Origin of the sequence: Acidovorax sp. 1608163, from assembly GCF_003669015.1 — a bacterium.
GTDB lineage: Bacteria > Pseudomonadota > Gammaproteobacteria > Burkholderiales > Burkholderiaceae_C > Acidovorax.
Genome location: NZ_CP033069.1, coordinates 3,378,764 through 3,400,921, shown reverse-complemented (window position 1 = coordinate 3,400,921; position 22,158 = coordinate 3,378,764). Strand labels below are relative to the sequence as shown.

The following is a 22,158-nucleotide window of genomic DNA, read 5'->3' as shown; positions in this document are numbered from 1 at the left end:
TGCGCCTGTGGATTGGCTGTGAAACCCTGATTATCCAGGATTCATCATGCCGTCACTTGGCAAGGCGCTGTGCGGCAATCGTCAGTCGAAAGCAGGTGCCGTGGCCCAGCCGCGATTCCACATCAATCTCTCCTCCGTGCAGCAGTGCCACGCGGCGCGCTACCCACAATCCCAGGCCAAATCCACGGCTTTGGTCTGTGCGGTCTCCGCGCTCAAACTGGGCAAATATCTTGTTCATGACTTCCAGGGACATGCCCGAACCTTCGTCGGCCACGGAAAACTCCAACAGCCCCGCTTCGTTCTTCCTGGCGGCAATAAAGATTTCTCCAGCCTTGGCGAACTTGACAGCGTTGTCCACCAGATTGGACAGGGCAATGCGCACCAGTGTGCCGTCGCAAATCCACTCGTGGGGAGCGGCATGGGTGAACAGTCTCAGATGGTGTTTGGAAGACCAGCGCACCAGTTGGGCCGCGTGCTCCATGAGGTCTGTGATGTGTACGGGGGAGGGGTGCAGCGTGAAACCTGCCGTGTCCATGCGTTCATTGATCAGGCAGCTGTCGACCAATGAAGTCAGCCGCCTGCAGGCCCGCCGGATCTGCGCTGCCCGCTCGGTTTGGTCTTCCATCGCCGTTGAGGGAAATGCCTGTTGCTCTGCCGCCGCGCTGTCGATGACCGCCAACGGTGTGCGGAACTCATGGCTGATCATGTGGAAAAACTGGCGCTGCTCATGGCGCAAGGTGCGCTCGCTCTCCAAGGCTTCGCTCAGCGCGACCTGCGCAAGGGACAACTCGACCGTTCGCACCGCAATCCCGTCTTCCAGCCGGTGTTCAGACTCTGCAAGCCGATCGATGGCATGGTCTTTGGCCTCAATAGCCTTGCGATAGCGCACGACCATGCCCGCAAAAATAGCCATCGCCAGCAGTGCGATGAAAACGAGAATTTCCATCTGCCACAGGTTGGTCGCGTCAATGTCCCACCGGGACTGCCCCAGCATGACGAGCGTGATGGGTCCCCCGCCGAGGGTGTGAATGCCATAGGCCAGCAGCAAAACGGCGTGCAGTGTTGTGCGCCGCCCTTGGCGCAATGCCACCAAGCACAGCGTGGTGGCAATCACATCGCAGATCGTCAGCGAAGCCAGGTTTATCCAGGCCACTGATCCGTAAAAATTCAGCGGCACGCTGAGGGTGCCAAGCAGATTCAGCGCGATGAGGGCGGACAGCAGTCGGTCGGTTTTGCGATACCGGGTGCGGGCTGTGAGTTGGACTTTGATCTGCCAGGCCATTGCTGCGGCAATGGAGAAGGCACCGATCCCAACGGCCTGGCTGGCCCACTCGGTCCATTGCGGTGTTGCCCAAAGGCTGGTGTAGCCACGCACGTTGACCAAGTGGATGGTGCTGATGAACCCGAGGCCCGCTACCGCACGCAGGGCAGGGGTTTTGAAAATGAGGGCTGCTGCCAGCACCCCCGCCAGCAATGCACCCACTGCGCCGAAGTAAAGCCCCTGGTAGTGCTCCGCCGCCGTGAGTTCGCGCACCAGCGCCTGACCGGACAGCACCTTGCCTTGAAACTGGGTGGCGCTCGTGGTCTGAATCCTGACCAGGGTGAGTTGCCCGGGCGAAAGCCGAAACAGATGTTGCCGCACGCGTGGCTTCTGAGGGGCTGGAACAAGGTCGCCGCTGAACTGGGGAACCCATGCGCCCGTGCTGCCACTCTGCTGGTACACGGTGACTTGGTCCAGGTAGGTGGGTTGCGCCAGCAGCCACAGCCGTTGGTCATCGGCGTGTCCTTGGGGGCTGGGTGTGTTGAATTTAAGCCACACCACATGCTTCAGGTAGCCCGCGTTCAGCGATTGATTCAGTGTGGATGTGGGGACCGATGGGCTTTCCGAATTGCCGACGTCCTCGGGCCCCAAGTGGCTCTCCAGGTCGTCCACCCGCTCCACGGGAATGTCCCAGCCCAGCCGGAGATGGGTCTCTGTGGCGGGGTCCATTGCGTGGGCCAAAGGCACCGCCAGTGTGATCAAGCTACTAAGCAACAGAGTGGCCAACAGAGAAACCCACAGACGCCGGCGCAGAAGCAGTAAGAGAGGGTGTGTTGTGAGTTTTTGTGAGTTGTTGTGCATGGCCGGGTTCATTTGTCGCTGAGACAATGGTACGTATCAAACTGTTTCTTTGTCCAAAGTGTTCTCTGCCCTGGATTTCAAAGCCACCATTGCCGTCGTTGAGGACGATGAAGACATTCGGGCCAATGTCTGTCGGTACCTCACGCGCGTGGGCTTTGACGCATGGGGTGCAGAATCCGCCGAAGATTTTTACGTCAGGCTTTTGCGTGATCGTGTGGACCTCGCGGTCATTGACATTGGATTGCCTGGCGAGGATGGACTCAGCTTGGTGCGCCGTCTGGCTGCGCAAGGCGTCCCCACTGTGCTCATGACAGCGCGGGCTGATCTGGACAGCCGAATTGAAGGGCTGGATGCCGGAGCGCTTCAGTACTTTGTCAAACCCGTGGACATGCAAGAGCTGGTGGCGGGCATCCGGTCACAGCTTCGCAGCAAGCGTTTGCAAATGGGCGGTACCCCTGTGGGCCCCGCTTGGCGCCTGGACAAACTGGGAGCCAAGCTGGAGGCCCCGAATCACAAGAACGTGTTGTTGACCACCCGTGAGCTGGAGATTCTCTCGTGCCTCATGCAAACCCCCGGAGCAGTCATCAGCAAGCAGGTTTTGTCGGAGTCGGTCGGTGCCCGCGACTTGGAAGATGACTTCCATCGCATTGAGTCCGCTCTGACGCGCTTGCGGCGCAAAACGCTGGGTGACACCGGCATGGCTTTACCGGTGCGTGCTGTGTTTGGCAAAGGCTTGGTGTTCGCCATGTGAGCCCGCTTTTTCTTTGAGTTGGGTGGTCCTCCGCTAGCGGGCTGACACCTTCTCTCCCCTCATTCCCCTTGCTTGTTTTTTTGGCGGCTTGGCCGCCGGGGGATGGCTTTGCCCTTTTTTTGTGCGGTGCATTATTTTTGAAGGAAAACTCAGCGTGAAAAAGACAATCTGGAGGGCCCTTGCCGAGCGCAGTCGTCATTGGCTGGGCGCTGGTCTGATGACCTTGGCGGCCACTTTGACGGCCATGCCAGCGCAAGCGGGCGTGACCAACGGCAATTTCGAGACCGGTGATTTCACCGGCTGGAATGTGGAGTATCTGCGCAATAACGGGATTACCACCTTTCCGCCAGTGACGAGAGCAGACTTGGGTTTGGTCGCTGGCGCTGCTAACACCAACACCACGGTGCGTGGTACACCTGCCTTCAACGACGGACCCTTGGCCATTCCGCTGCAAGGCAGCTGGAGCGCCAATGTGAACAATCGTGGTAACAACCAACGTGCCAGTGCGATCACGCAAACGGCGACCATGACGTTGGCCGATGTGGACCCCACCGACAACAAGATCCATTTGCGCATGGCCGTGGCCCCTGTGATTCAGGATGGCGGTCACGCCCCCAGCGCTCAGGCTTACTTCTTTGTGGCGATCACCAATGTCACGAAGAATCGCCAGATGTTCAGCACCTTCAATTTTGCCAACCAGCCTGGCGTGCCTTGGAACACGGTGGGTGGCTACCAGTACACAGGCTGGCAGGCGATTGACGTGGCGCCGGGCAATGGTTTCCTGGATGTGGGAGATCAGGTGCTCATAGAGGTGATTGCCGCAGGCTGCAACGCGGGCGGGCATTCGGGTGAGTTGTATGTGGATTCAGTGGGCCCTTTCTTTGCGGGCCTTTTGGTCAGCGCTAAGACGGTGGATACGGCGCTGCCTGGCACCGACGTGACCTACACCTACACCTACAGTAACAACAGCGGCCTGACCGTCACCGACACCAAGGTTGATGTCGTGGCCCCTGCGACGCTCAACGCATCCAATGCGGTGGTCAACGCTACATTCAAATCGCTCTCAGCCCCAGGCGGAACTTGTACGGCGCCAGCCGTGGGTTCCTCCGATCCTGTGAGTTGCAACTTCGGTACCTTGAACGACCACACCAGTGGCACATTCCAGATTACCTACACCGTGCCAGCCACGGCGACGACCACTTCGCCCAACAACAAGCTCAACCACGGCAACTACAACATCAGCGGCACGGGTGCCAGCACATTCCTGGGGCCTTTGGTGCAGACCAATGTGATTGCCAGCGGTTCTTTGACAGACCTGGCTATCAGCGTGAGCGACGGTGTCTCTTCTGTGGCACCCAATGGCGCACTGACCTACGTGGTGACCGTGACCAACCTCGGCCCTACCGCTGTTACCGGTGCTCCCGTGTCGCAAACAGCGTCGTCTTTGACGGTGGGGTCGTGGACCTGCACTGGCAGCAATGGCGGCGCATGCGGTAATGCCACGGGCAGCGGTGCACTCAGTGGTGAATTGGTCAACTTGCCTTTGGGCGCCAGTGTGACTTACACCGTCAACGCGACGGCCGCTGCATCGGGCACAACGTCCACGGTGTTTTCAGTAGCCGCCCCTGCGGGCGTGACGGAGAACTCGTCGGCCAACAATGCGGCAGGCGACACCAATTCCATCGGGGTTTTGCGCCAGTTGACTGTGACCAAAGCGGGCACGGGCACCGGCACGGTTTCCAGCGTTCCTGCGGGCCTGAATTGTGGCGCTTCTTGCGGCATGTCGGTGGCCAACGGTGGGCAGGCGATCCTGACGGCCTCGGCCCCCGCTGGCAGCATATTCACGGGCTGGACGGGCGCGTGCACTGGCACCGGCAATCCTTGCACGATCAGCAACATGACCAGCGACCAGTCTGTCGTGGCAACCTTTGCCCTCACTGCCACTGTGACATCGTCTGTTGGCGCCAATGGCACGGCTACGCCGACTGCCCCCCAAGTGGTCGGCCAGGGGGGTACCGTGGTTTACAGCCTGACCCCTGCAGCGGGCTACTACCCAGCCGTTTCGGGTACCTGTCCTGGCAATCTGGTGGGCAATATCTACACAGTGGGCCCCGTGACAGGTGATTGCACAGTGCGGTTTGACTTTTCTGATATCACCGTGACGGCGACATCGGGTGCCAATGGCTCCATGTCCCCCACTGGCGTGACGGGCGTGGTTGCGGGCAATCGCGCGGTGTACACGCTGGCTCCTGCTGCTGGTTTCATTGCCCGGATTGCCACGGGTGGTACAGCTTGCGGCGGCACGTTGTCGGGTAACACCTTCACGACCAACACCGTCAACGCCAATTGCACGGTGGACGTGACCTTTGTGGCCGCCACGGCCAACAGCATTCCGACCCTGTCCGAGTGGGGGCTCATTCTCATGTCGGCATTGCTGGGCCTGATGGCCTTCATGCACCGCCGTCAACTGGGCGTGCGCTGAACCGTGTGAGCGCTTGCGGCCCTGAGATTGGGTTTGTGCTGTGGCACAGCCCAGCGCCAAGGCCGTGACAAGGCGCTGACAACGGTTTTGTTCGGAACGAACCTTGCAACCCAGGCTTTGCTTGTGCAGAGCATGGGTTTGTCTATTTATGGAGTTGCTCAATGGGTGTGCGATTTTTACGGCCTGACGAGAGCACGAATCCGTCTGGTCATCGGGCTTTGGGGGGGGCACTGGTATTGCTGATGGGCGCAGCCGGGGCCTATGCCGATGCGTTGCCAGTGCGAAAGCCCGGGCTTTGGGAGGTGACCTTGCGCTCAGGTACCCAGTCGGTCATGCGCCAGCAGCAGGTGCAGCAATGTACCGATCGGGCGACCGACCAGGTGAGTTTGATGTCTATCGTTCCGGGGCAAGAGCATTGCCACCAGACACGAGTGAAGAAAACGCGCAATGGCCTAGAAGTCAACACCACCTGCTGGGTGCACGACAACAGGGTAGAGGCCCAAATACGCCTTCTGGGAGATTTCCAAAAGGCTTACGAGGGGCAGTTTGAAGTGAAGTACTCCAAACCAGTGCGCTTTAACCCGGGGCTGACGCACTTCACTGCGCGTTGGCTGGGTGAGTGCAAGCCTGGACAACGTCCTGCCGACATGGTGCTGCCCAATGGCGTCACGGTGAACGTGGTTGATGACCTGAAAGCCCACCAAGGGCACGATGGCCACGCCCATTGACGCTTGTGCTGAGCGCCGAGCGAATTTTTCTTACCGCTGTTGAACGCAATTTTGAATGGGCCAGGAAGGATTTTTGTGTTGTGGATATGCGACTGATGGAGGCTCAGGGCGCTCGGTGGAGTGGCTCTAAATAACTTGAAAATGTGAACAATTGCCAATTTTTGAATTGGGTGTCTAGCCGTTGATACCCTCGCCTGCGTCCTCTCCACCGCTGGCGTTCTTAGCGCGCGCTCAGCACTTCTGCTGATGTCTCCAGCCTTGCTTAAGCAGGTGCCTGTCGGACTTCTTCGGATCTTAGAAGTTCACCATTCATGAAATTAATAAAGCAACTGAGCAGTTTGTTGCTCATAGGGGCGGGTGCGTTCTGTTCACTGTCAGCGCACGCTGAAGGCAGTCGCTCCTTGTATCCAGCTTCTTACGAGGCCAATTACGTTACGGGCGGCAACGCAGACGGCGGGCGCGCCAATCTCACGGTCAGCGGAACCTCTGTCTGGATGAATGTCGTGCCCGCGCGTTCACTGATCTATGTGTACGCACAGGCCGGCGAAGTCATTTTGCTGGGTTCCCGAAACCGCGACTCTGCTGGAACGGGTGTCGTCTCCGTATATTCCATGCCGCCTGGCGGATTCGCAGGCGTGAAAGGCAACGAAGACCTGAGCGGCTTGACTGCGGGGTTTGATTGCTCTGCAGGTACGGACGGTCTGATCGCCAACCGGGCAGATGAAACCTATGGCCCTAAGCAAAACGCTGCAGATCCGAATGGCTTCGTCCCATGTGTATGGAGCGTGCCTGCAACAGGAATTTATGGCGTGCGTTTCTCCGGGGCTGGGGGCAATGGTGCCAATGCCTCAGTCGCTACGCCTGCCTTGGCTCAAACGGGTGTCTCGGCTTGGGATGTCGCGGTGCGTGATTTCAGCGTCACTAATCCTTATGGCGTGAGCGAAAAAACAGGTCGCGTGTTTACCTATGCCTGGGCTGCGGACACGGGTGGTAACGGCTCGGGGAAGCGTATTTATTCCAGCCTTTACTACGTCACTGACGATGGCTATCGCTATCGCCAGCAGCTGGTGGGGATTGATCCCAATGCGGGCGTTTTCTATGCCAACGCCTTTGGCTTTCGGGATCAATCTGAGCCGCTGTACAAAGACATTCGGGGTCAGAACCAAACGGTCAGCCAGTTCCGCCCCGTGGGCATATCGGGCGTGACGGCAGACGGTGCCCAATACCCGCTGTTTTTTAGCGACATCACCGCAGGTGGAAGCAGTGTTGAATCTACGCTGACGGCTTTGGGCATCCCCTTGGCTCCTAAGCCTCCGCAAGTCAACTCATTCAAGTTCTCCTATCCCCCTGCCAATACATCGACGAGTTATGTGGGGCAAGGTGGGGTGTTCGAGTTCTATGTGACTGACACCATGTCGTTTCAGATCATCATCAGTCACGATGGTGTGGATTGGAACCCAGCGAGCGGTTTGAATCGTGTCTTGACGGGTACGTCAGGTACGGGGTCTTATTCCGTGACTTGGGATGGGAAGAACAACAACGGCGCCAACATGGGCGTCGGCAACTACCAATTCCGCATTTCGGGTCGCAATGGTGAGGTGCACTTTCCCTTTGCCGACGTGGAAGGAAACCGATACGGTGGTCCAGTTATCACCAAGCTCAACGGAAGTTCCCCTGGCGACCCAACCGTTTATTACGACGATCGCGGATATGTGACCAAGAATGGCACTGCCGTTGGCACATTGAATGGCCATATTTGTGGTTCTGCGTATGCACAGCCTACGCCCAATGAAGCCTTGCTTGGCGTGGACTCTTCGTTGCGCAATCAGGACAACGGCAGTGGTCCGAATACGGCCTATGCGCGTTGGTGGCCAGAGGGTAGCAACAACAACTCAGATTGCGCGGGGGCCGGACAGTATTTTGGTGATTCAAAGGCGCTCAATCTTTGGACGTATCAAACAACTCAGCCGCAAAGCAACGTACTGACAGTGGTTGATTTTGCGGATGTCAAAGCCGCGGTATCTGCTCCTGTGAGTGTGGCGCCCGGTGCATCGGTATCTGTCGGGGTGGCGTTTGGCAACGTGGGCTCGCAGATTGCCTCTGGTGCGTCCTATGCCTTGCAACTGCGCGCTGGGCTGGGCAATGTGTCGTGCTCGGGGGCTACCTGCAACTACAACCCAAGCACCGGTGTGGTGACCGTAACGGGTCTGCCAGCCTCGCTCTCGCCTGGTCAATGGGCCAACCTGAATGTTTCCTATACAGCTCCGGCTTCGGGCAACGTGCCTGTGATGGCGTCGGTGGGTACGGTGACATCCCAGGGCGACAACCTCGCACCAGACACTGCAAGCGCTGTCACGCTGGTAGGTACTGGCAACAACGCCCCTGATGTGATGACCACAGTTGCCGCGCCTCCCTCTGCCGTGGTGGGCGGCACGGTAACAGTGCCCGTGACGTTTGGCAACGCCGGCGGCACCACCGCCACAGGCGTTGTGTATGGAATGACCCTGGCCACAGGGTTGAATCCTGCCCAGGTAAGCTGCACTGGCGCGACCTGTTCATACGATGCGGGCACGGGTGTTGTGACGTTGACAGGGCTGCCCAATACGCTCGTTGCTGGACAAAGCATTTCCGTTACCGTGGGCTATGTAGCGCCAGCCACCCCTGTCACGGTGGCAACCAGCATCAACGCTGCCAGCGACGCGAACGCTGCTAATAACGCTGCCAGCGGTACCACTACGCCCTCCAGCTCCACGGGGCTTGCGGACACGGTTACCAGTGTCACGGCTCCTGCAACCACAACCCCTGGTGCGCCGGTGGATGTGGTGGTCCGATTCGGAAATATGGGTGACGCAACTGCGACGGGGGTCACATACTCAGTGCAATTGCCTGCAGGTCTGACAGGTGTGTCTTGCGCTCAGCCAGCCGTTTGCAATTACAACGCAGCTACTGGCGCTGTCAGTGTCAGCGGCCTGCCTGCTAGCCTGGGCGCAGGTATCTGGACAAACATGACCTTGCGATACACCGCACCGACCTCCGGTGTTGTGGAGGTCTCCTCCACCGTCGCAGCGGCTGCTGAATCGAACACCGCCAACAACACGGCCACAGGTGCTACCACTGTATCTACAGCTTCGACGGGAGCTGACGTTCGCACCACCGTACAGCCTCCAGCAAAAGTGGCTCCAGGAGCCACAGTGAATGTACCTGTGACATTGTCGAACGTTGGCCCACTGACGGCCGACAACGTCACGGCCTCTCTCAAACTGCCCGCTGGTTTGACGGGGGTTGCGTGCAGTGGCGGAGTCGGGTGCACCTATAACGCTACGACGGGCAATGTCACCCTGACCAGTGGGGTCTCAACCCAACTGACATCGGGTCAGAGTGTGGTTTTCTCTGTGGCTTACACGGCGCCAGGTGTTGGTTCTGTACCTGTGGAGGCCAATATCGCCACCACGTCTTTTGATCCCAACAGTGGCAATAACAAATCCACTGGCAGCACCGAAGTGACGGTAGGTTCTTCGCCTGACATGACCACTACCGTATCCGCGCCTGCTACCGGTGCGGGCGGCGGTGCTGTGTCAGTGCAAGTGCGCTATGAGAACGCTGGTGGCAGTCAAGCCACCTCCGTGGGTTACAACATTGCGTTGAGTGGGAGTCCAACGGGTGTTGAGGTTCGCAACAACGGGGCTCTCTGTACCTACGATGCCGGCACAGGTGCTGTCACTGGTTGTGGTTTACCCGCTGTGCGTAACCCAGGTGAGGCCGTCAACTTGGTCGTGACTTACACGGCACCCGGCAGCGGATCTGTGGGTGTGACGTCCACTGTGTCTGCCGCTGTAGATGGCAATGCAAACAACAACACGGCCAATGGCTCAACCGCGCTTTCGGCCGCACCTGATATGGCCGTGAGTTTGGCAGGACTGCCCACTACGGCCAGCCAAGGCGTTGCCTATAGCGGCAGCTTCACTTGCTCTAACGTTGGTGCTCAGGGAGCGGTGGGCGGCACAAGCTGTGCCGTGTCTGGTCTGCCAGCAGGTGTTGTTCAGGGTGCTTGCACCATCAGTCCTGGAGCCACGGCCTGGTCTGCAGGCGCTGCGGTTCCAGCGGGGCAAACGGTGACGTGTCTCGTCAGCGGTGCTCCGACGGCCACTGGTGCGTTTACGGTGACCGGTAGCACGGGGGCAACGAGCGACATGAATGCCGCAAACAACTCCGCTACGGCAACCCTCACGGTGGGCGTTGCGCCCGATGTGCGTGTCAGTACCAGCGGCTTGCCAGCCACTGCAACGGTGGGGTCGTCTTATTCGGGTACGTTCACTTGCTCGAACACCGGCTCGGCAAGTGCTGTGAGTGGTACCAGCTGCACCATCAGTGGTTTGCCTGCAGGTGTGACGCAAGGCGCTTGTACTGTCAGTCCTGGTGCGTCTGCCTGGAGCGCCGGCAGTGCGATTGCGGTTGGCGCCACAGTGACGTGCCAAGTGTCTGGTGTGCCAACTGCCGCTGGATCTTCCATCGCCACGGCCAGCACCGGGGCGACCAACGACGCCGATGCGTCTAACAACACGGGGCTGCACACTATCACCGTGAATTCGGTCGTTGCGAGCCCTGCATCTATTCCCACACTGGGTGAGTGGGGGCTGATCATCTTGTCGGCCTTGCTTGGCTTGCTGGCGTTGGGTCAACGCCAGCGGTTCACAAGGGGCTGAGCTTGAGCCCTGGGCTTTGCGGCAACGCAAGAGCCCAACATCGCAAAACCCCATGGCTCCCGTACAAGGTGCCTTGGGGTTTTTCATTGGAGCGATGGCACAAAAAAATGCCCGCAGACCATGACGTCTGCGGGCATTTTTACGATGGCTTGCAACTCAGGCAAACACCCCCGCCGTATCCTGCATGCGGGCCGATACCTCACCCAGGTGGTGCAGCGTGTCGCCAAAGGTCATCTCCAGTTGCGTGAGCTTCTTGAAGTAATGGCTGCCGATGTACTCGTCCGTCACGCCGATGCCGCCATGCAGCTGTACCGACTGCTGCCCCACAAAACGCATCGACTGGCCCAGCTGCACCTTGGCGCGCGCCATGGCGGCGCGGCGTTCGGCCGCAGGGGCGCCGAGCTTTAGGCTGGCGTAGTAGCTCATCGAGCGGGCGAGTTCCAGCTGCATCTTCATGTCGGCCACGCGGTGGCGCAGCGCCTGGAAGCTGGCAATGAACACGCCGAACTGCTTGCGCTGGTTCATGTATTCGACGGTGAGTGCCACCGCCTTGTCCATCACGCCCACGGCTTCGGCGCAGGTGGCGGCAATGCCGGTGTCCACCGCCAGCTCCAGCGCGGCCAGGCCGTCGGTGGTGACGAGCGTGGCGGGGGCGTTGGCCAGCTGCACTTCGGCCGCGCGGCTGCCGTCTTGCGTGACGTAGCCCCGCGTGGTCACGCCAGCGGCCGAGCGTTCCACGAGGAAGAGGGCGATTTTTCCGTCCAGCTGCGCAGGCACGATGAAGGCATCGGCCTGGTCACCAGCGGCTACTATGCTTTTTGTAGCTGTTACGGTATATCCAGCGGGCGCAGAGGCTGCTTTCGCCTCACAAACGTCCACGCGGTAGCGCGCCTTGCGCTCCTGGTAGGCCAGCACCACCAGCGCTTCACCGCTGGCCACGCGGGGCAGCCAGGCGCCTTGTACGTCGGCGGTGCCGTAGTGCGACAGCACGCTGCTGGCGATGAAGGCCTGGGCGATGGGCTCCAGCACCATGCCGCGGCCCAGCTCCTCGGCCACCACCATGGCGTCGATGGCGCTCTGGCCCAGGCCGTCGTGGGCCTCGGGCACGGTCAGCGCCGTCAGGCCCAGCTCGGCCAGCTCGCCCCAGGCGGCGCGGTCGAAGCCGCCGGCGGCCACGGCAGCGCGGCGGCGCTCGAAGGTGTAGCCCTTGTCCACCCACTTGCGCACGGCGTCGCGCAGTTGTTCCTGGTCGTCAGAAAAATCGAAATCCATGTTCTTGTCTCCTTAGCCCAGAACCGTCTGCGCGACGATGTTGCGTTGCACTTCATTGCTGCCACCGTAGATGGTGGTCTTGCGCAGGTTGAAGTAGGTGGACGCCAGCGGCGCGTTGGCGGTGACGCCGCCAGGGAAGTTTCCTTGCCATCCGGCTTCCATCGCCTCTTCGATAAAGGGCAGGCTGAACGGGCCTGCGGCCAGCATCATCAGCTCGGCGTAGCGCTGCTGGATCTCGCTGCCGCGGATCTTCAAGAGGCCGGCGATGTCGAGCGAGTTCTTGCCCGACTTCTCGGCCGACAGCACGCGCAACACCAGCATTTCCAGGGCCACGATGTCCACTTCGAGCAGCGCGATCTGGTCACGGAAACGCTGGTCGTCCCACATGCCCTCGGCCTTGGCGATGCGCTTCAGGCGCTCCAGCTCGCGCTTGCTGCGGTTCACGTCAGCGATGTTGGTGCGCTCGTGGGACAGCAGGTGCTTGGCATAGGTCCAGCCCTTGTTCTCTTCGCCGATCAGGTTCTCGGCGGGCACTTCGACGTTGTCGAAGAACACCTCGTTCACCTCGCACTCGCCGTCCAGCAGCTTGATGGGGCGCACGGTCACTCCCTTGGACTTCATGTCCAGCAGCAGAAAGGAGATGCCGGTCTGGGGCTTGCCTTCGGTGCTGGTGCGCACCAGGTTGAACATCCAGTCGCCATGCTGGCCCAGCGTGGTCCAGGTCTTCTGGCCGTTGACTATGTATTTGTCGCCCACGCGCTCCGCGCGGGTCTTGACGCTGGCCAGGTCCGAGCCCGAGCCCGGTTCGCTGTAGCCCTGGCTCCACCACACTTCGCCGCTGGCGATCCCGGGCAAAAAGCGCTTTTGTTGTTCGGCATTGCCAAACGCCATGATCACCGGGGCCACCATCACGGGGCCGAAGGGGATGATGCGGGGCGCACCGGCCAGCGCACACTCTTCTTCAAACAGGTGCTTTTGCACGGCCGTCCAGCCGGGGCCACCAAATTCCTTGGGCCAGCCAAAGCCGAGCCAGCCTTTTTTGCCCAGGATCTTGGCCCAGCCCTGCATGTCTGCACGGGTCAGACGCAGGGCGTTGTGCACCTTGTGGGAAATTTCCTGGGGTAGGTTGGCGTGAACCCATGCGCGAACTTCGTCGCGGAAGGCCTGTTCTTCGGGGGTGAATGCGAGATCCATGCGGCTTGTCTCCTGAGAAGTTTTGTTTTTAGCATGGGCGTTCGTTTTATTCCTGTCCGGGTGGCGACATGGGCAATGCGTTGATTTACTAATGTGCAATTTGCCTTGGCACGCGACCCCGCCATGCATCCGCGTAATACCCGAAATCTAAGACCCACGGGTTTTAATCCAGGCCAGTTGTACTGGAAGGAGCTTGCGATGCTGGATGCGTTACACCGTGGGGTAGCATTTCTAAAAGGGCCGCTGAAGCCACCCAGGAGGCTAGTTGTAGCGAAGCAATGACGCCGTGCTCGGAATCTGAATCCAAGACCCCGTGTTTATCCCGTCGGTCCATGCGCTGAGCCAGGAGCTACGACGGCTGAACGGCAGACTCAGGATCGCGACCTTCGTTAATACAGGCGCTTGAGAACCTGCGGCCACTGGCAGAATCGACCACCATGCCCCACTTGCTATTGAACTGTGAGCTCGCTGAACGCCAAAACCCAGGCCTGCACCAAGGCCAAGTGGCGTTTCAGATCGATGACCTTTCGATCTCGACCCGCGAGCTGATCTCCGTCAGCGTCCGCGCCCACCTCGCCCTGCAGCGCATCGCGCGCGCAGGTGCGGCCTTATCGGCACGGGCCGCTCACAACACACCCACACTGACACCGGCCTTGATTGATGAGGGCTTGGCGCAGGGGCGTGTGGCCTTGCCCCGGCCACCAGAGCCCGCCAGTGAACCCGACTTGGCGGCACAGGAGCATGCCGAAATCCAACGGGCCCTCGCCGCTTTCGAGGCGGGCGATTTCCAGATGGTGGTCGATGGCACGCTGTACCGGTCGCATGCGGAGCTGCATTTGACGGACAGCTCGCACGCCGTTTTCTTGAGATTGCGTCCGCTGGTCGGTGGATGAAAGGAACCCATGAGTGATGAGCAGTGGAAGGCGAGCGCAACGCAGCACGCCAGAGTTCAACGTTTCGAAACCTGGTTGTTGGGCTACGTGCAAGCGGCTAAGGAAGCAGGTCGCCTGGATGACGACGAGTGCGCCATTCGCAACGGCGGTGAGGACTCACCGTTCTGTTCGGCACTGCAACAGGAATTCGAGGGCGAGGCCGAGCAGCACCTCGCCGACTTTTTCATGTTCCCGGTGCTGCATGAAAGCATTCCGAACATGCGCGCGCGCGCAGACAGTGTGTGGAGCTTCGCGCGTGATGTGAGTGATCTGCTGACCGAGGCCGTCAAGAAGTGGGGGCGGGATTACACCTGCCATCTGGCCTTGCAGCGCTTGCGTTATCAATTGAGCCACCCGGCCGATGCGACCGAATGCGCCGCACCGCGCTGGATGGACGCGGAGCGCAAGAGGATTCGCGCTCAGTTTGCAGAGCCGATCCGTGGCTACAAGCTCGCGGAACTTAAAGCGGCCTTGAGCCGCAGCTTCCATCCCTTTCTGGAGCCCGCTCCCGACACGCTGGGCGGACTGATCTGCGAAATGAAGTCCTCGCGCGCCCAGCTGGACGAATTGTTGGATTTGATGGAGCGTTCTTGCGACATCTGGGTGGATGAGCAGTTCCAGCCGCCACCGCAGGTGGAAGATTGCGAGTGCGAGGGCCGCATGCGCACCTCCGAGTTTCTCGGCCTGACCGACTTTGCGGAAGAGCTGGCGCAGTCGTATGCGCGCTTTGGCCCGCTGGACCCAGTATGGGTCCAACGCCTGTTCGAGGTGGAGTGGCCACGCGCTGCACGGGTGGTGAACACCTGCCTTCGGCAGGATGAAGAGATCTTGAAAGACTTCCAACCCGAGGCGCTGGACTGGGTGTACGCCCACTGCGCCAAACCACTGGCCGAGGCCATCAGCTCGCTGAGCAAGCTCGCAAACGATTGGGGCGTGGACTATGAGCGTGACACCGAGCGCAGCCTGCGTGGTATCCGGTTCGTTGTGGCAGGTGCACGCTTGTTGGCGCAGATGCCGTCGCCGCCGCCGCTCCTCGGTTTGGTTCAGTCCGATGCTGATCGCCCCGCTGCGCGGGCCTTGAAACTGATCTGCAATGTGCAACCCCTAAGTGCAGCAGAGTCCGCCGAGCTGGTGGCTGAGCTGCGGCAGTTCACCCCAGAGGTTTTGCTGCAATTGCTGCGCCATTGCCGCGCTCAGGCCGACGAAGTGCTGGAGGCCATGGGCTGGGGCAGCGCAGCGCCTTTGTACCGTTTCATGCGCGAGCGCGAGCGGGCCGATGCGAACGAGTACTTCGATGTGCTGTTGTTGAAGGAGTACCTCCAGCGCGCGGGCAAGTCTGGTGAGCTGCTGCTGGCATGGCACAAGAAGTACAAGCACCTGAAAGTCACCATGCACCGTATCGAAGCGGTGCAAGGCGTGGAAGACAAAAGGCTGGCGGGCATGCTGGGCAAGCTCTCCCAAGAGCACATTCGCGTCTGGGGCATGGTGCCGATTCGGGATTCGGCAGACTTGCGCGAGCGGTTCGACTTTTTCAAAGGCGCTGGCAAGCAGGCTTCAAAGATGTACGGTTCCGAGCGCACCGCCAATGTGCGCGACGCCGCCGCAGCAGCGCTGGTGCAACTGGCGCACAACGCCGGTTTTGCGGACGTGACCGAAATGGAGTGGTCGCTCGATGCCAGCTCTTACACGGCCCAGGATTGGGCCTGGCAGCAAGATGAGTATGCCGTGGAGCTGAACCTGGTCAGGTTCCAGCCGCAACTGCAGGTTCGCAAGGCTGGCAAGGCTTTGAAGAGCCTGCCGCCTGCGCTCAAGAAAGACCCTGGACTGGCCCCGCTGCTGGCGCAGCTCGATCTGCTCAAGGACCAGAGCAAACGCTACCGCACTGCTCTGGAAAACCTCATGGTCAGCGGGCGAACGCTCACGCCCGACCAGCTTCGCGAACTCTCTCACCTGCCCATGGCCCGGCAACTGCTGAGCGCGCTCTACCTGCAAACGCCGGACGGCGGGCTGGGCCTGCTGGATGACAGCCTGACCCAACTGCGTCTGCTGGACGCAGAGGGCCGCTTGGCCGATGAACCCCTGCCGGTGGAGCAACCCCTGACCATCGCACATGTCCACGCGATGCTGGTGGCAGGTCGCTTGATCGCGTGCCAGCGGCACGCGGTGCAGTCGTCCCTGGTGCAACCTTTCAAGCAGGCGTTTCGTGAGTGCTATGTGCTCACGCCCGCCGAGCGCGAGGCGCATGACCTGTCGCGCCGTTTCGAGGGGCGCCGCGTCAAGACTTCGGTGCTGGGCGCGATCCTGTCGGCCCGAGGATGGCGAATCGATGGCGGCGAAGGCGATTGCACGGCCCGCAAACGCCTGACGCCCGACATCGCCGTCGAGCTGTCTTTGCCCGATGTCTATCACTTCCTGACCGAGGAAGAGGCTACCGTGCTGGGCGAGATTTCGTTCTACCGCCAAGGGGTGCGCGTAGCACTGGAGGAGGCCCCAGCGCTGGGCTTCTCCGAGGCCATGCGCGACCTGGACCTGGTGATCACCGCAGGTGCGGCCGACAGCGATGAACACTCAGCCGAAGTACAACACGCCCGTGTGGCTCTGGTTGACGCCCTGCTTCCCAGCCTGGGTTTGAAGAACGTCAGCGTTGAGGGGCACCACGCCATCATCCAGGGAAAGCGCGCGAGCTACCGCTTGCACCTGGGTACCGCAGTGATCCATGTGATTCCTGCGGGTTACCTGTGTATCGTGCCGGCCGACAAAGCCTCTCAAAAATCAGTCGCCTTGCCTTTCGTTGATGACGACCAGCGCACCAGCGAGGTGTTGTCCAAGCTGCTGCTGCTCAGCGCCGATGACAAAATCAAAGACCCCAGCATCCTGGCGCAGATTGAGGGACGGGTGGCCCAGGCCTGAGTGCTGGGCGCGCTTCGCCGCCGGGGTCTCGTTCAGGCCTGCTTCGCTGGGCTTGGCCTGGGCAGAGGCTACTTTTCGTCTTCCAAGTCGCGCAGGCCCAGTTCGTCGCACAGCCGGCGCACAGTGGCTTGCAGGCCCGCCACTTCCGCCTCCAGGGCCTGCACGCGGCCTTGCAGTGCGGGGGCAGGGGTGTCCAGTGGGGGCATGGGGTGGCCGCTGTAGGGCTGCTGGCTGGTGTCCACCGGCCCGCACAGCAGGTGCGCCCAGCGCGGTTCGCGGGCGCCAGGGGCGCGGGGCAGCAGCACGACCAGCGGGCCGCCTTTTTCTTCGCTGCGGTTTTGCAATTCGTCCAAAAACGCTTCCACCGAGGAGATGTCGGCAAACCGGTGCCAGCGCTCGGCGTTGATGCGCAGTTCGCCTGCCGTCTGGGGGCCGCGCAGCATCAGCAGGCCGAGCAACGCGGCCGATTGGTCGGGCACGCCCACTCCGCGCTGAAAGTTGTGCTCCCAGCGCGTGGTGCGGTTGCCGCTGGTCTCAAACACCAGTGTGAGCAGCTTCAGCGCATCCAGTGCCTCTTGCGCCTGGGCGTCGGTGAGTTGCATCACCGGGTCGCGGCTGGATTTTTGGTTGCAGCCGGTGACCAGGCCGTTGAGTGACATGGGGTAGCTGTCCGGCACCGTGCGGGCCTTCTCCATCAAGGTGGCGAGCACGCGGGCCTCGTTGGGGGTGAGGGGGCGGGCGGCGGGGCTGTAGGCAGTGGGTGTGTGCATGGCAGGGATAATCAGGGGCAAATGAAGAACATTGTGATTTTGATCTCCGGCGGTGGCTCCAACATGGCGGCCATCGTCAAAACCGCACAACAAGAACAGTGGGCGCAGCGCTATGGTGCGCGCGTGGCAGCGGTGGTGAGCAACAAGGCCGACGCCCAGGGCCTGGTGTTTGCCCGCGAACACGGCATTGCCACCGCCGTGCTGGACCACAAGGCCTTTGCCAGCCGCGAGGCGTTTGATGCCGAGCTGGCCGCCGTGATCGATGCGCACCAGCCCGCGCTGGTGGTGCTGGCGGGCTTTATGCGGATTTTGACGCCCGGTTTTGTCGCGCATTACGCGGGGCGTTTGGTCAATATCCACCCTTCGCTGTTGCCCGCCTTCACGGGCTTGCACACCCACCAGCGCGCCATCGATGCAGGCTGCAGGTTTGCAGGGGTGACGGTGCACCAGGTGACGGCCGAGCTGGACGTGGGCCCCATCCTGGACCAGGCGGTGGTGCCGGTGCTGCCGGGCGACACCGCCGAGACGCTGGCGGCCCGGGTGCTGACGCAAGAGCATGTGATCTACCCCCGCGCCGTGCGAGCACTGGTGCAGAAGCTGCCTGCGGCTTGATTTGCTATTTAAATAATAGCTGCTAGCGCTTTTGGATAGTGCGCTAGCGGCTGTTTTGATAAGAAGGCTCCGACGCGCGCGGCTCGTCAACTGACGGGCGGCACTCGCACCGCACGGCCAGAACCTGGGTGTGCCACCCGCCCCCTGCGTCAGGGCTGCGGTGGCTTCAACTTGGGCGGGAGTGGCTTGCGAAGGCCTCAGGCCACGGCGCTCAAGGCCTCGGTGCTGTTGCGGTTGCCAAAGTCATTGGCAGCTTGCTCGTAGCGGCGCCGGGCCAGGTCGGCCAGCCGCACCAGGTCGCCGCGCTGGCTGCTGTCCTTGCTGGCCGAGGATTGCGAGTCGCTGCTGCTTGTGTTGGTGCTGCTGGTCAGGCTGCTGCTGGCTGCAGCGGTCGACGCAAACTGGCTGGTCAACTGGTCGATGAAGGTTTTGGATTCGCTCTCGCTGATGGTCTTGTCGCCGTCGGTGTCTATCGCGCTGAACAAGGCCGTGACGGCGTCTTGCTCGGTCGTCGAGGTGGCCCCGGCCAGGCGTTCGGTGAGCGACACCACACCATCTTCGTTGGTGTCCAGCGGGTCGTAGGTGGTGGTTTCGCTGGTGCTACCTGCGCCACCCGCTCCACCTGGGCCCCCAGGGCCACCAGCTCCGCTCGGGCCACCGGCGCCACCGGCACCGCCAGGTGGCATGCCACTGGCCTGCGCCCCGTCGCCCGAGGGCCGCCCGGCATCAAACTCCGCCTGCGTCAGGCTGCCGTCGCTGTCCGTGTCCAGCGCGGCAAAAGCATCGTCGCTGCTCACGCCCGTCTGGCTGGCGGTGCCGCCCGACATGGCTTCCAGCAACGCCTGCAGCTCGGTCTTGCTCACGGCACCGTCGCCATCGCTGTCCACCTTGCCAAACAGGTCGTCGCCCGCTTCGCCGGTGGCTGCCGATGTGCTGTCGGTGCCATCAGCGATGTTGCGCGACTGGGCAAAGTCCATGGTGGACCGGGCGGGCATGATGCTTTCCATCGTCTTGCCCAGCTCGTCGGCATTGAGGTTGCCGTCGCCGTTGGCGTCGTACTGGGTGAGCAAGTCCGCTGCACTGGTGTCGCTGGTGGTGCCGGTCTTCTTGGCCACCTTGTCCAGCAAGCCTTGCAGCTCGGTGCTGTCCACGCCGCCACTGCCGTCGGCATCTATTTTTGACAGCAGCCGCTCCGGCGAGGGCCCAGGGCGGCTGGCCCGCTGGACACTGGCACTGGACCAGGCACTGCTGACGCTACTGATGGTCGTCATCATCGTTCCTTTCGTTCCAAGGGTGGTGGCAACGCTGGGCCTGTCTGTGGCGCGCGTTGGGGCCAACACGCGCGGGGGATCGATTCATCGTTGCCTTCTGGGCCCTCTGCCCATACCCCGTGGGGCAGAGCAGAAGGTCCTCGGGGCCGCAGAACCTGTGGTGGCCGGTGAGGGCGCTGGCAGGTCGATACAGCCTGAATCCATTGTTGGTGGGGCGTGTCAATGGTGTTTGTCCGGTTTGTACCAAGGTCGATACAAAGCGCGGTTTCATGCGCTGAATTGGGGGGTAAAACCCTGCCAGTTCTGCGCAAGCCCGTGGCTGGGGGCTGCCTAAACTTGGTGGGTCTTTTAGCCCTGCCCCTGCCCATGCAAACCATTTTGGTGGTGGACGACGATGTCGAGATCACCACCCTGTTGACCGAATACCTGGCCCGCTTTGGCTTCACCACGCTGGCGGCGGGCGATGCAGCGGCCATGCGGACGCAGTTGGCCGCCCACTCGGTCGACCTGGTCGTGCTGGACGTGATGCTGCCCGGCACCGACGGCATCACCCTGGCGCGCGAGCTGCGCCAGCGATCACGCGTGCCCATCATCATGCTCACTGCCCGGGCAGACCCCTATGACCGCGTGCTGGGCCTGGAGATGGGGGCTGACGACTACATGGCCAAACCCTTTGAGCCGCGCGAGCTGGTGGCCCGCATCCAGACCGTGATGCGCCGCCTGGCCCACGAGGGCCAGCCGGCCAGCCAAGGCCCCGACGAAGTGGTGCGCTTTGACGGCTGGGAGCTGCACTGCGTGGAGCGCCACCTGCGCTCGCCGCAGGGCGTGGTGGTGCCTTTGTCCAACGCCGAATTTCGGCTGCTGTGCACCTTCTTGCGCATGCCACGGCGCATCTTCAGCCGCGACCAGCTCATGGAGCAGGCCCGGGGCCGCGCCATGGATGCGTTCGAGCGCAGCATCGATCTGCTGGTCTCGCGCCTGCGCACCAAGCTGGCGGACGACCCGCGCTCGCCCTCCATGATCCGCACCGTGCGGGGCGCGGGCTACCTCTTTCATGTGCACACCCTGCAAGGGCAGGTGGGATGGCTGCGCTGACACTGCCCGGCAGCCGCGCATGGGCGCGCTCTGCGGTGGCCTGGTGGTTGCCCTCCACGCTGTTTGGGCGCCTGGCGGTACTGCTCATCGTGGCCGTGCTGGCCAGCCATGTGCTGGCGCTGTCTTTGATGTGGGAGTTGCGGCCCGCGCCGCCGCACCACGGTGGGCCAGGGGGTGAAGGCCCACCGCGTGCCTGGGCCGACCGCAGTGCCCCGGCAGCGGCAGGGGCGGCGCCTGCGCCTGCCCCGCCAATGCCCCCAGCCGCTGAGCCGAGCGGCCGTGGCGGGCCAGGCCCGCGCCCCGGCTCCCCCAGCTTGAGGCAGGTGCTCGACGCACCCTTATCGCTGCAATTGGGATTGCTGCTGGATATTTGTGTGCGCCTGGCCGTGCTGATCGCTGCCGCCTGGTGGGCCGCCCGCTGGCTGGCCCAGCCCATCCACCGCCTGGCCAGCGCCGCGCAAGAGCTGGGGCGCAACCTGGACCGCCCCCCATTGCCCGAAGACGGGCCTGCCGAGTGCCGCGACGCCAGCCGCGTCTTCAACCAGATGCAAGAGCGGCTGCGCCAGCAACTGGCCGACCGCGACGGCTTTGTGGCCGCCGTATCGCACGACCTGCGCACGCCGCTCACCCGCCTGCGCCTGCGCGCCGAAAGCCTGGCAGACCCGCAAGACCAGCAGCGCTTTGGCCGCGATATTGCCGAGATGGACGCCATGATCACCGCCACGCTCGACTACCTGCGCGGCGTGGCCCACGCCGAGCCAATGGCACTGGTGGATGTGGCAGCCCTGGCGCACAGCCTGGCCGACGACCACCAGGACATGGGCCACGACGTGACGGTGCAGGGCCATGCCGCCCCTTTGCCCGTGCAGGCCGGTGCGCTGCGCCGGTGTCTGGACAACCTGGTGGGCAATGCCGTGCGCTACGGTGGCGCTGCGGAGTTGGCATTGCATGACGGACCCGAGCAACTGCGCATCACCGTGCGCGACCATGGCCCCGGCCTGCCCGAGGCCGAATTGGCCCGTGTGATGGCTCCGTTTTACCGGGTCGAGGCCTCACGCAACCGCGACAGTGGCGGGGTGGGGCTGGGCCTCACCATTGCGCAAGACATTGCACGCCGCCACGGCGGGCTGCTGCGCCTGAGCAACGCGCCAGCAGGCGGCTTACTGGCCGAGGTGCTGCTGCCGCGTTCACCCGGTGCGGGCCCCGGCGGGTAGGGCAGGGGCTGCGCTGGTCGCCCGTGTTTTGGCGTGGTTTGAAGTAAAAATAGCTGCTAGCGCTTATTGGATAAGCGCTAGCAGCTATTTATTTGATAGCAA

Annotated in this window: 14 protein-coding genes; 9 read left to right on the top strand and 5 right to left on the bottom strand. The window is 62.0% G+C overall.

The features are described from left to right. Positions 1–52 precede the first annotated feature (52 nt). Complete coding sequence (locus EAG14_RS15080; RefSeq protein ID WP_162996015.1) at positions 53–2,122, bottom strand: ATP-binding protein; 2,070 nt, start codon at positions 2,120–2,122, stop codon at positions 53–55. Positions 2,123–2,180: 58 nt separating this feature from the next. Here EAG14_RS15080 and EAG14_RS15075 point away from each other — a divergent pair, with 58 nt between their 5' ends. From EAG14_RS15075 to EAG14_RS15060, 4 genes are all read left to right on the top strand, one after another. Beyond that, positions 2,181–2,873 carry a response regulator transcription factor gene (locus EAG14_RS15075; RefSeq protein ID WP_121730498.1) on the top strand — a complete coding sequence of 231 codons (693 nt, stop codon included), beginning with the start codon at positions 2,181–2,183 and terminating at the stop codon, positions 2,871–2,873. A gap of 154 nt (positions 2,874–3,027) precedes the next feature. Then, a complete protein-coding gene (locus EAG14_RS15070) occupies positions 3,028–5,355 on the top strand; it encodes an IPTL-CTERM sorting domain-containing protein (RefSeq protein ID WP_162996014.1) in 2,328 nt (775 codons plus the stop codon). Between the two features lie 161 nt (positions 5,356–5,516). Next, positions 5,517–6,083, top strand: coding sequence for a DUF3617 family protein (locus tag EAG14_RS15065; RefSeq protein WP_121729375.1), 567 nt, complete (start codon positions 5,517–5,519; stop codon positions 6,081–6,083). A 311-nt stretch (positions 6,084–6,394) separates the two neighbouring features. Then, the gene (locus EAG14_RS15060) at positions 6,395–10,786 is read left to right on the top strand and encodes an IPTL-CTERM sorting domain-containing protein (protein ID WP_121730497.1); all 4,392 of its coding nucleotides are present in this window, start codon (positions 6,395–6,397) and stop codon (positions 10,784–10,786) included. Between the two features lie 156 nt (positions 10,787–10,942). Here the strand turns inward: EAG14_RS15060 and EAG14_RS15055 are convergent, their stop codons facing one another. Beyond that, the gene (locus EAG14_RS15055) at positions 10,943–12,058 is read right to left on the bottom strand and encodes an acyl-CoA dehydrogenase family protein (RefSeq protein WP_121729374.1); all 1,116 of its coding nucleotides are present in this window, start codon (positions 12,056–12,058) and stop codon (positions 10,943–10,945) included. Between the two features lie 12 nt (positions 12,059–12,070). Next, entirely contained in the window at positions 12,071–13,252 is a 1,182-nt protein-coding gene (locus EAG14_RS15050; protein ID WP_121729373.1) for an acyl-CoA dehydrogenase family protein, read from the bottom strand. 437 nt (positions 13,253–13,689) lie between these two features. On the opposite strand from EAG14_RS15050, the gene EAG14_RS15045 reads away from it, so the two are divergent. Continuing rightward, positions 13,690–14,145 (top strand): hypothetical protein, encoded by a 456-nt coding sequence (locus EAG14_RS15045; protein ID WP_121729372.1) that lies wholly within the window; start codon positions 13,690–13,692, stop codon positions 14,143–14,145. Between the two features lie 9 nt (positions 14,146–14,154). Then, positions 14,155–17,094, top strand: a complete 2,940-nt coding sequence (locus tag EAG14_RS15040; RefSeq protein ID WP_121729371.1) for a DUF4132 domain-containing protein — start codon at positions 14,155–14,157, stop codon at positions 17,092–17,094. A 68-nt stretch (positions 17,095–17,162) separates the two neighbouring features. Here the strand turns inward: EAG14_RS15040 and EAG14_RS15035 are convergent, their stop codons facing one another. After that, the gene (locus tag EAG14_RS15035; RefSeq protein ID WP_121729370.1) at positions 17,163–17,864 is read right to left on the bottom strand and encodes a YceH family protein; all 702 of its coding nucleotides are present in this window, start codon (positions 17,862–17,864) and stop codon (positions 17,163–17,165) included. Between the two features lie 21 nt (positions 17,865–17,885). On the opposite strand from EAG14_RS15035, the gene purN reads away from it, so the two are divergent. After that, positions 17,886–18,476 carry a phosphoribosylglycinamide formyltransferase gene (purN, locus tag EAG14_RS15030; RefSeq protein ID WP_121729369.1) on the top strand — a complete coding sequence of 197 codons (591 nt, stop codon included), beginning with the start codon at positions 17,886–17,888 and terminating at the stop codon, positions 18,474–18,476. Between the two features lie 197 nt (positions 18,477–18,673). On the opposite strand, the gene xopAW is transcribed toward purN, so the two are convergent. Then, positions 18,674–19,747 (bottom strand): XopAW family type III secretion system calcium-binding effector, encoded by a 1,074-nt coding sequence (gene xopAW, locus EAG14_RS15025; RefSeq protein ID WP_121730496.1) that lies wholly within the window; start codon positions 19,745–19,747, stop codon positions 18,674–18,676. 366 nt (positions 19,748–20,113) lie between these two features. Between xopAW and EAG14_RS15020 the strand changes: the two genes are divergently transcribed. Together EAG14_RS15020 and EAG14_RS15015 are read left to right on the top strand one after the other, a co-directional pair. Further along, complete coding sequence (locus EAG14_RS15020; RefSeq protein WP_121729368.1) at positions 20,114–20,842, top strand: response regulator; 729 nt, start codon at positions 20,114–20,116, stop codon at positions 20,840–20,842. Next, positions 20,830–22,056, top strand: coding sequence for an ATP-binding protein (locus EAG14_RS15015; protein ID WP_121729367.1), 1,227 nt, complete (start codon positions 20,830–20,832; stop codon positions 22,054–22,056). The genes EAG14_RS15020 and EAG14_RS15015 overlap by 13 nt, the downstream gene beginning before the upstream one ends. The last annotated feature ends 102 nt before the right edge of the window (positions 22,057–22,158 follow it).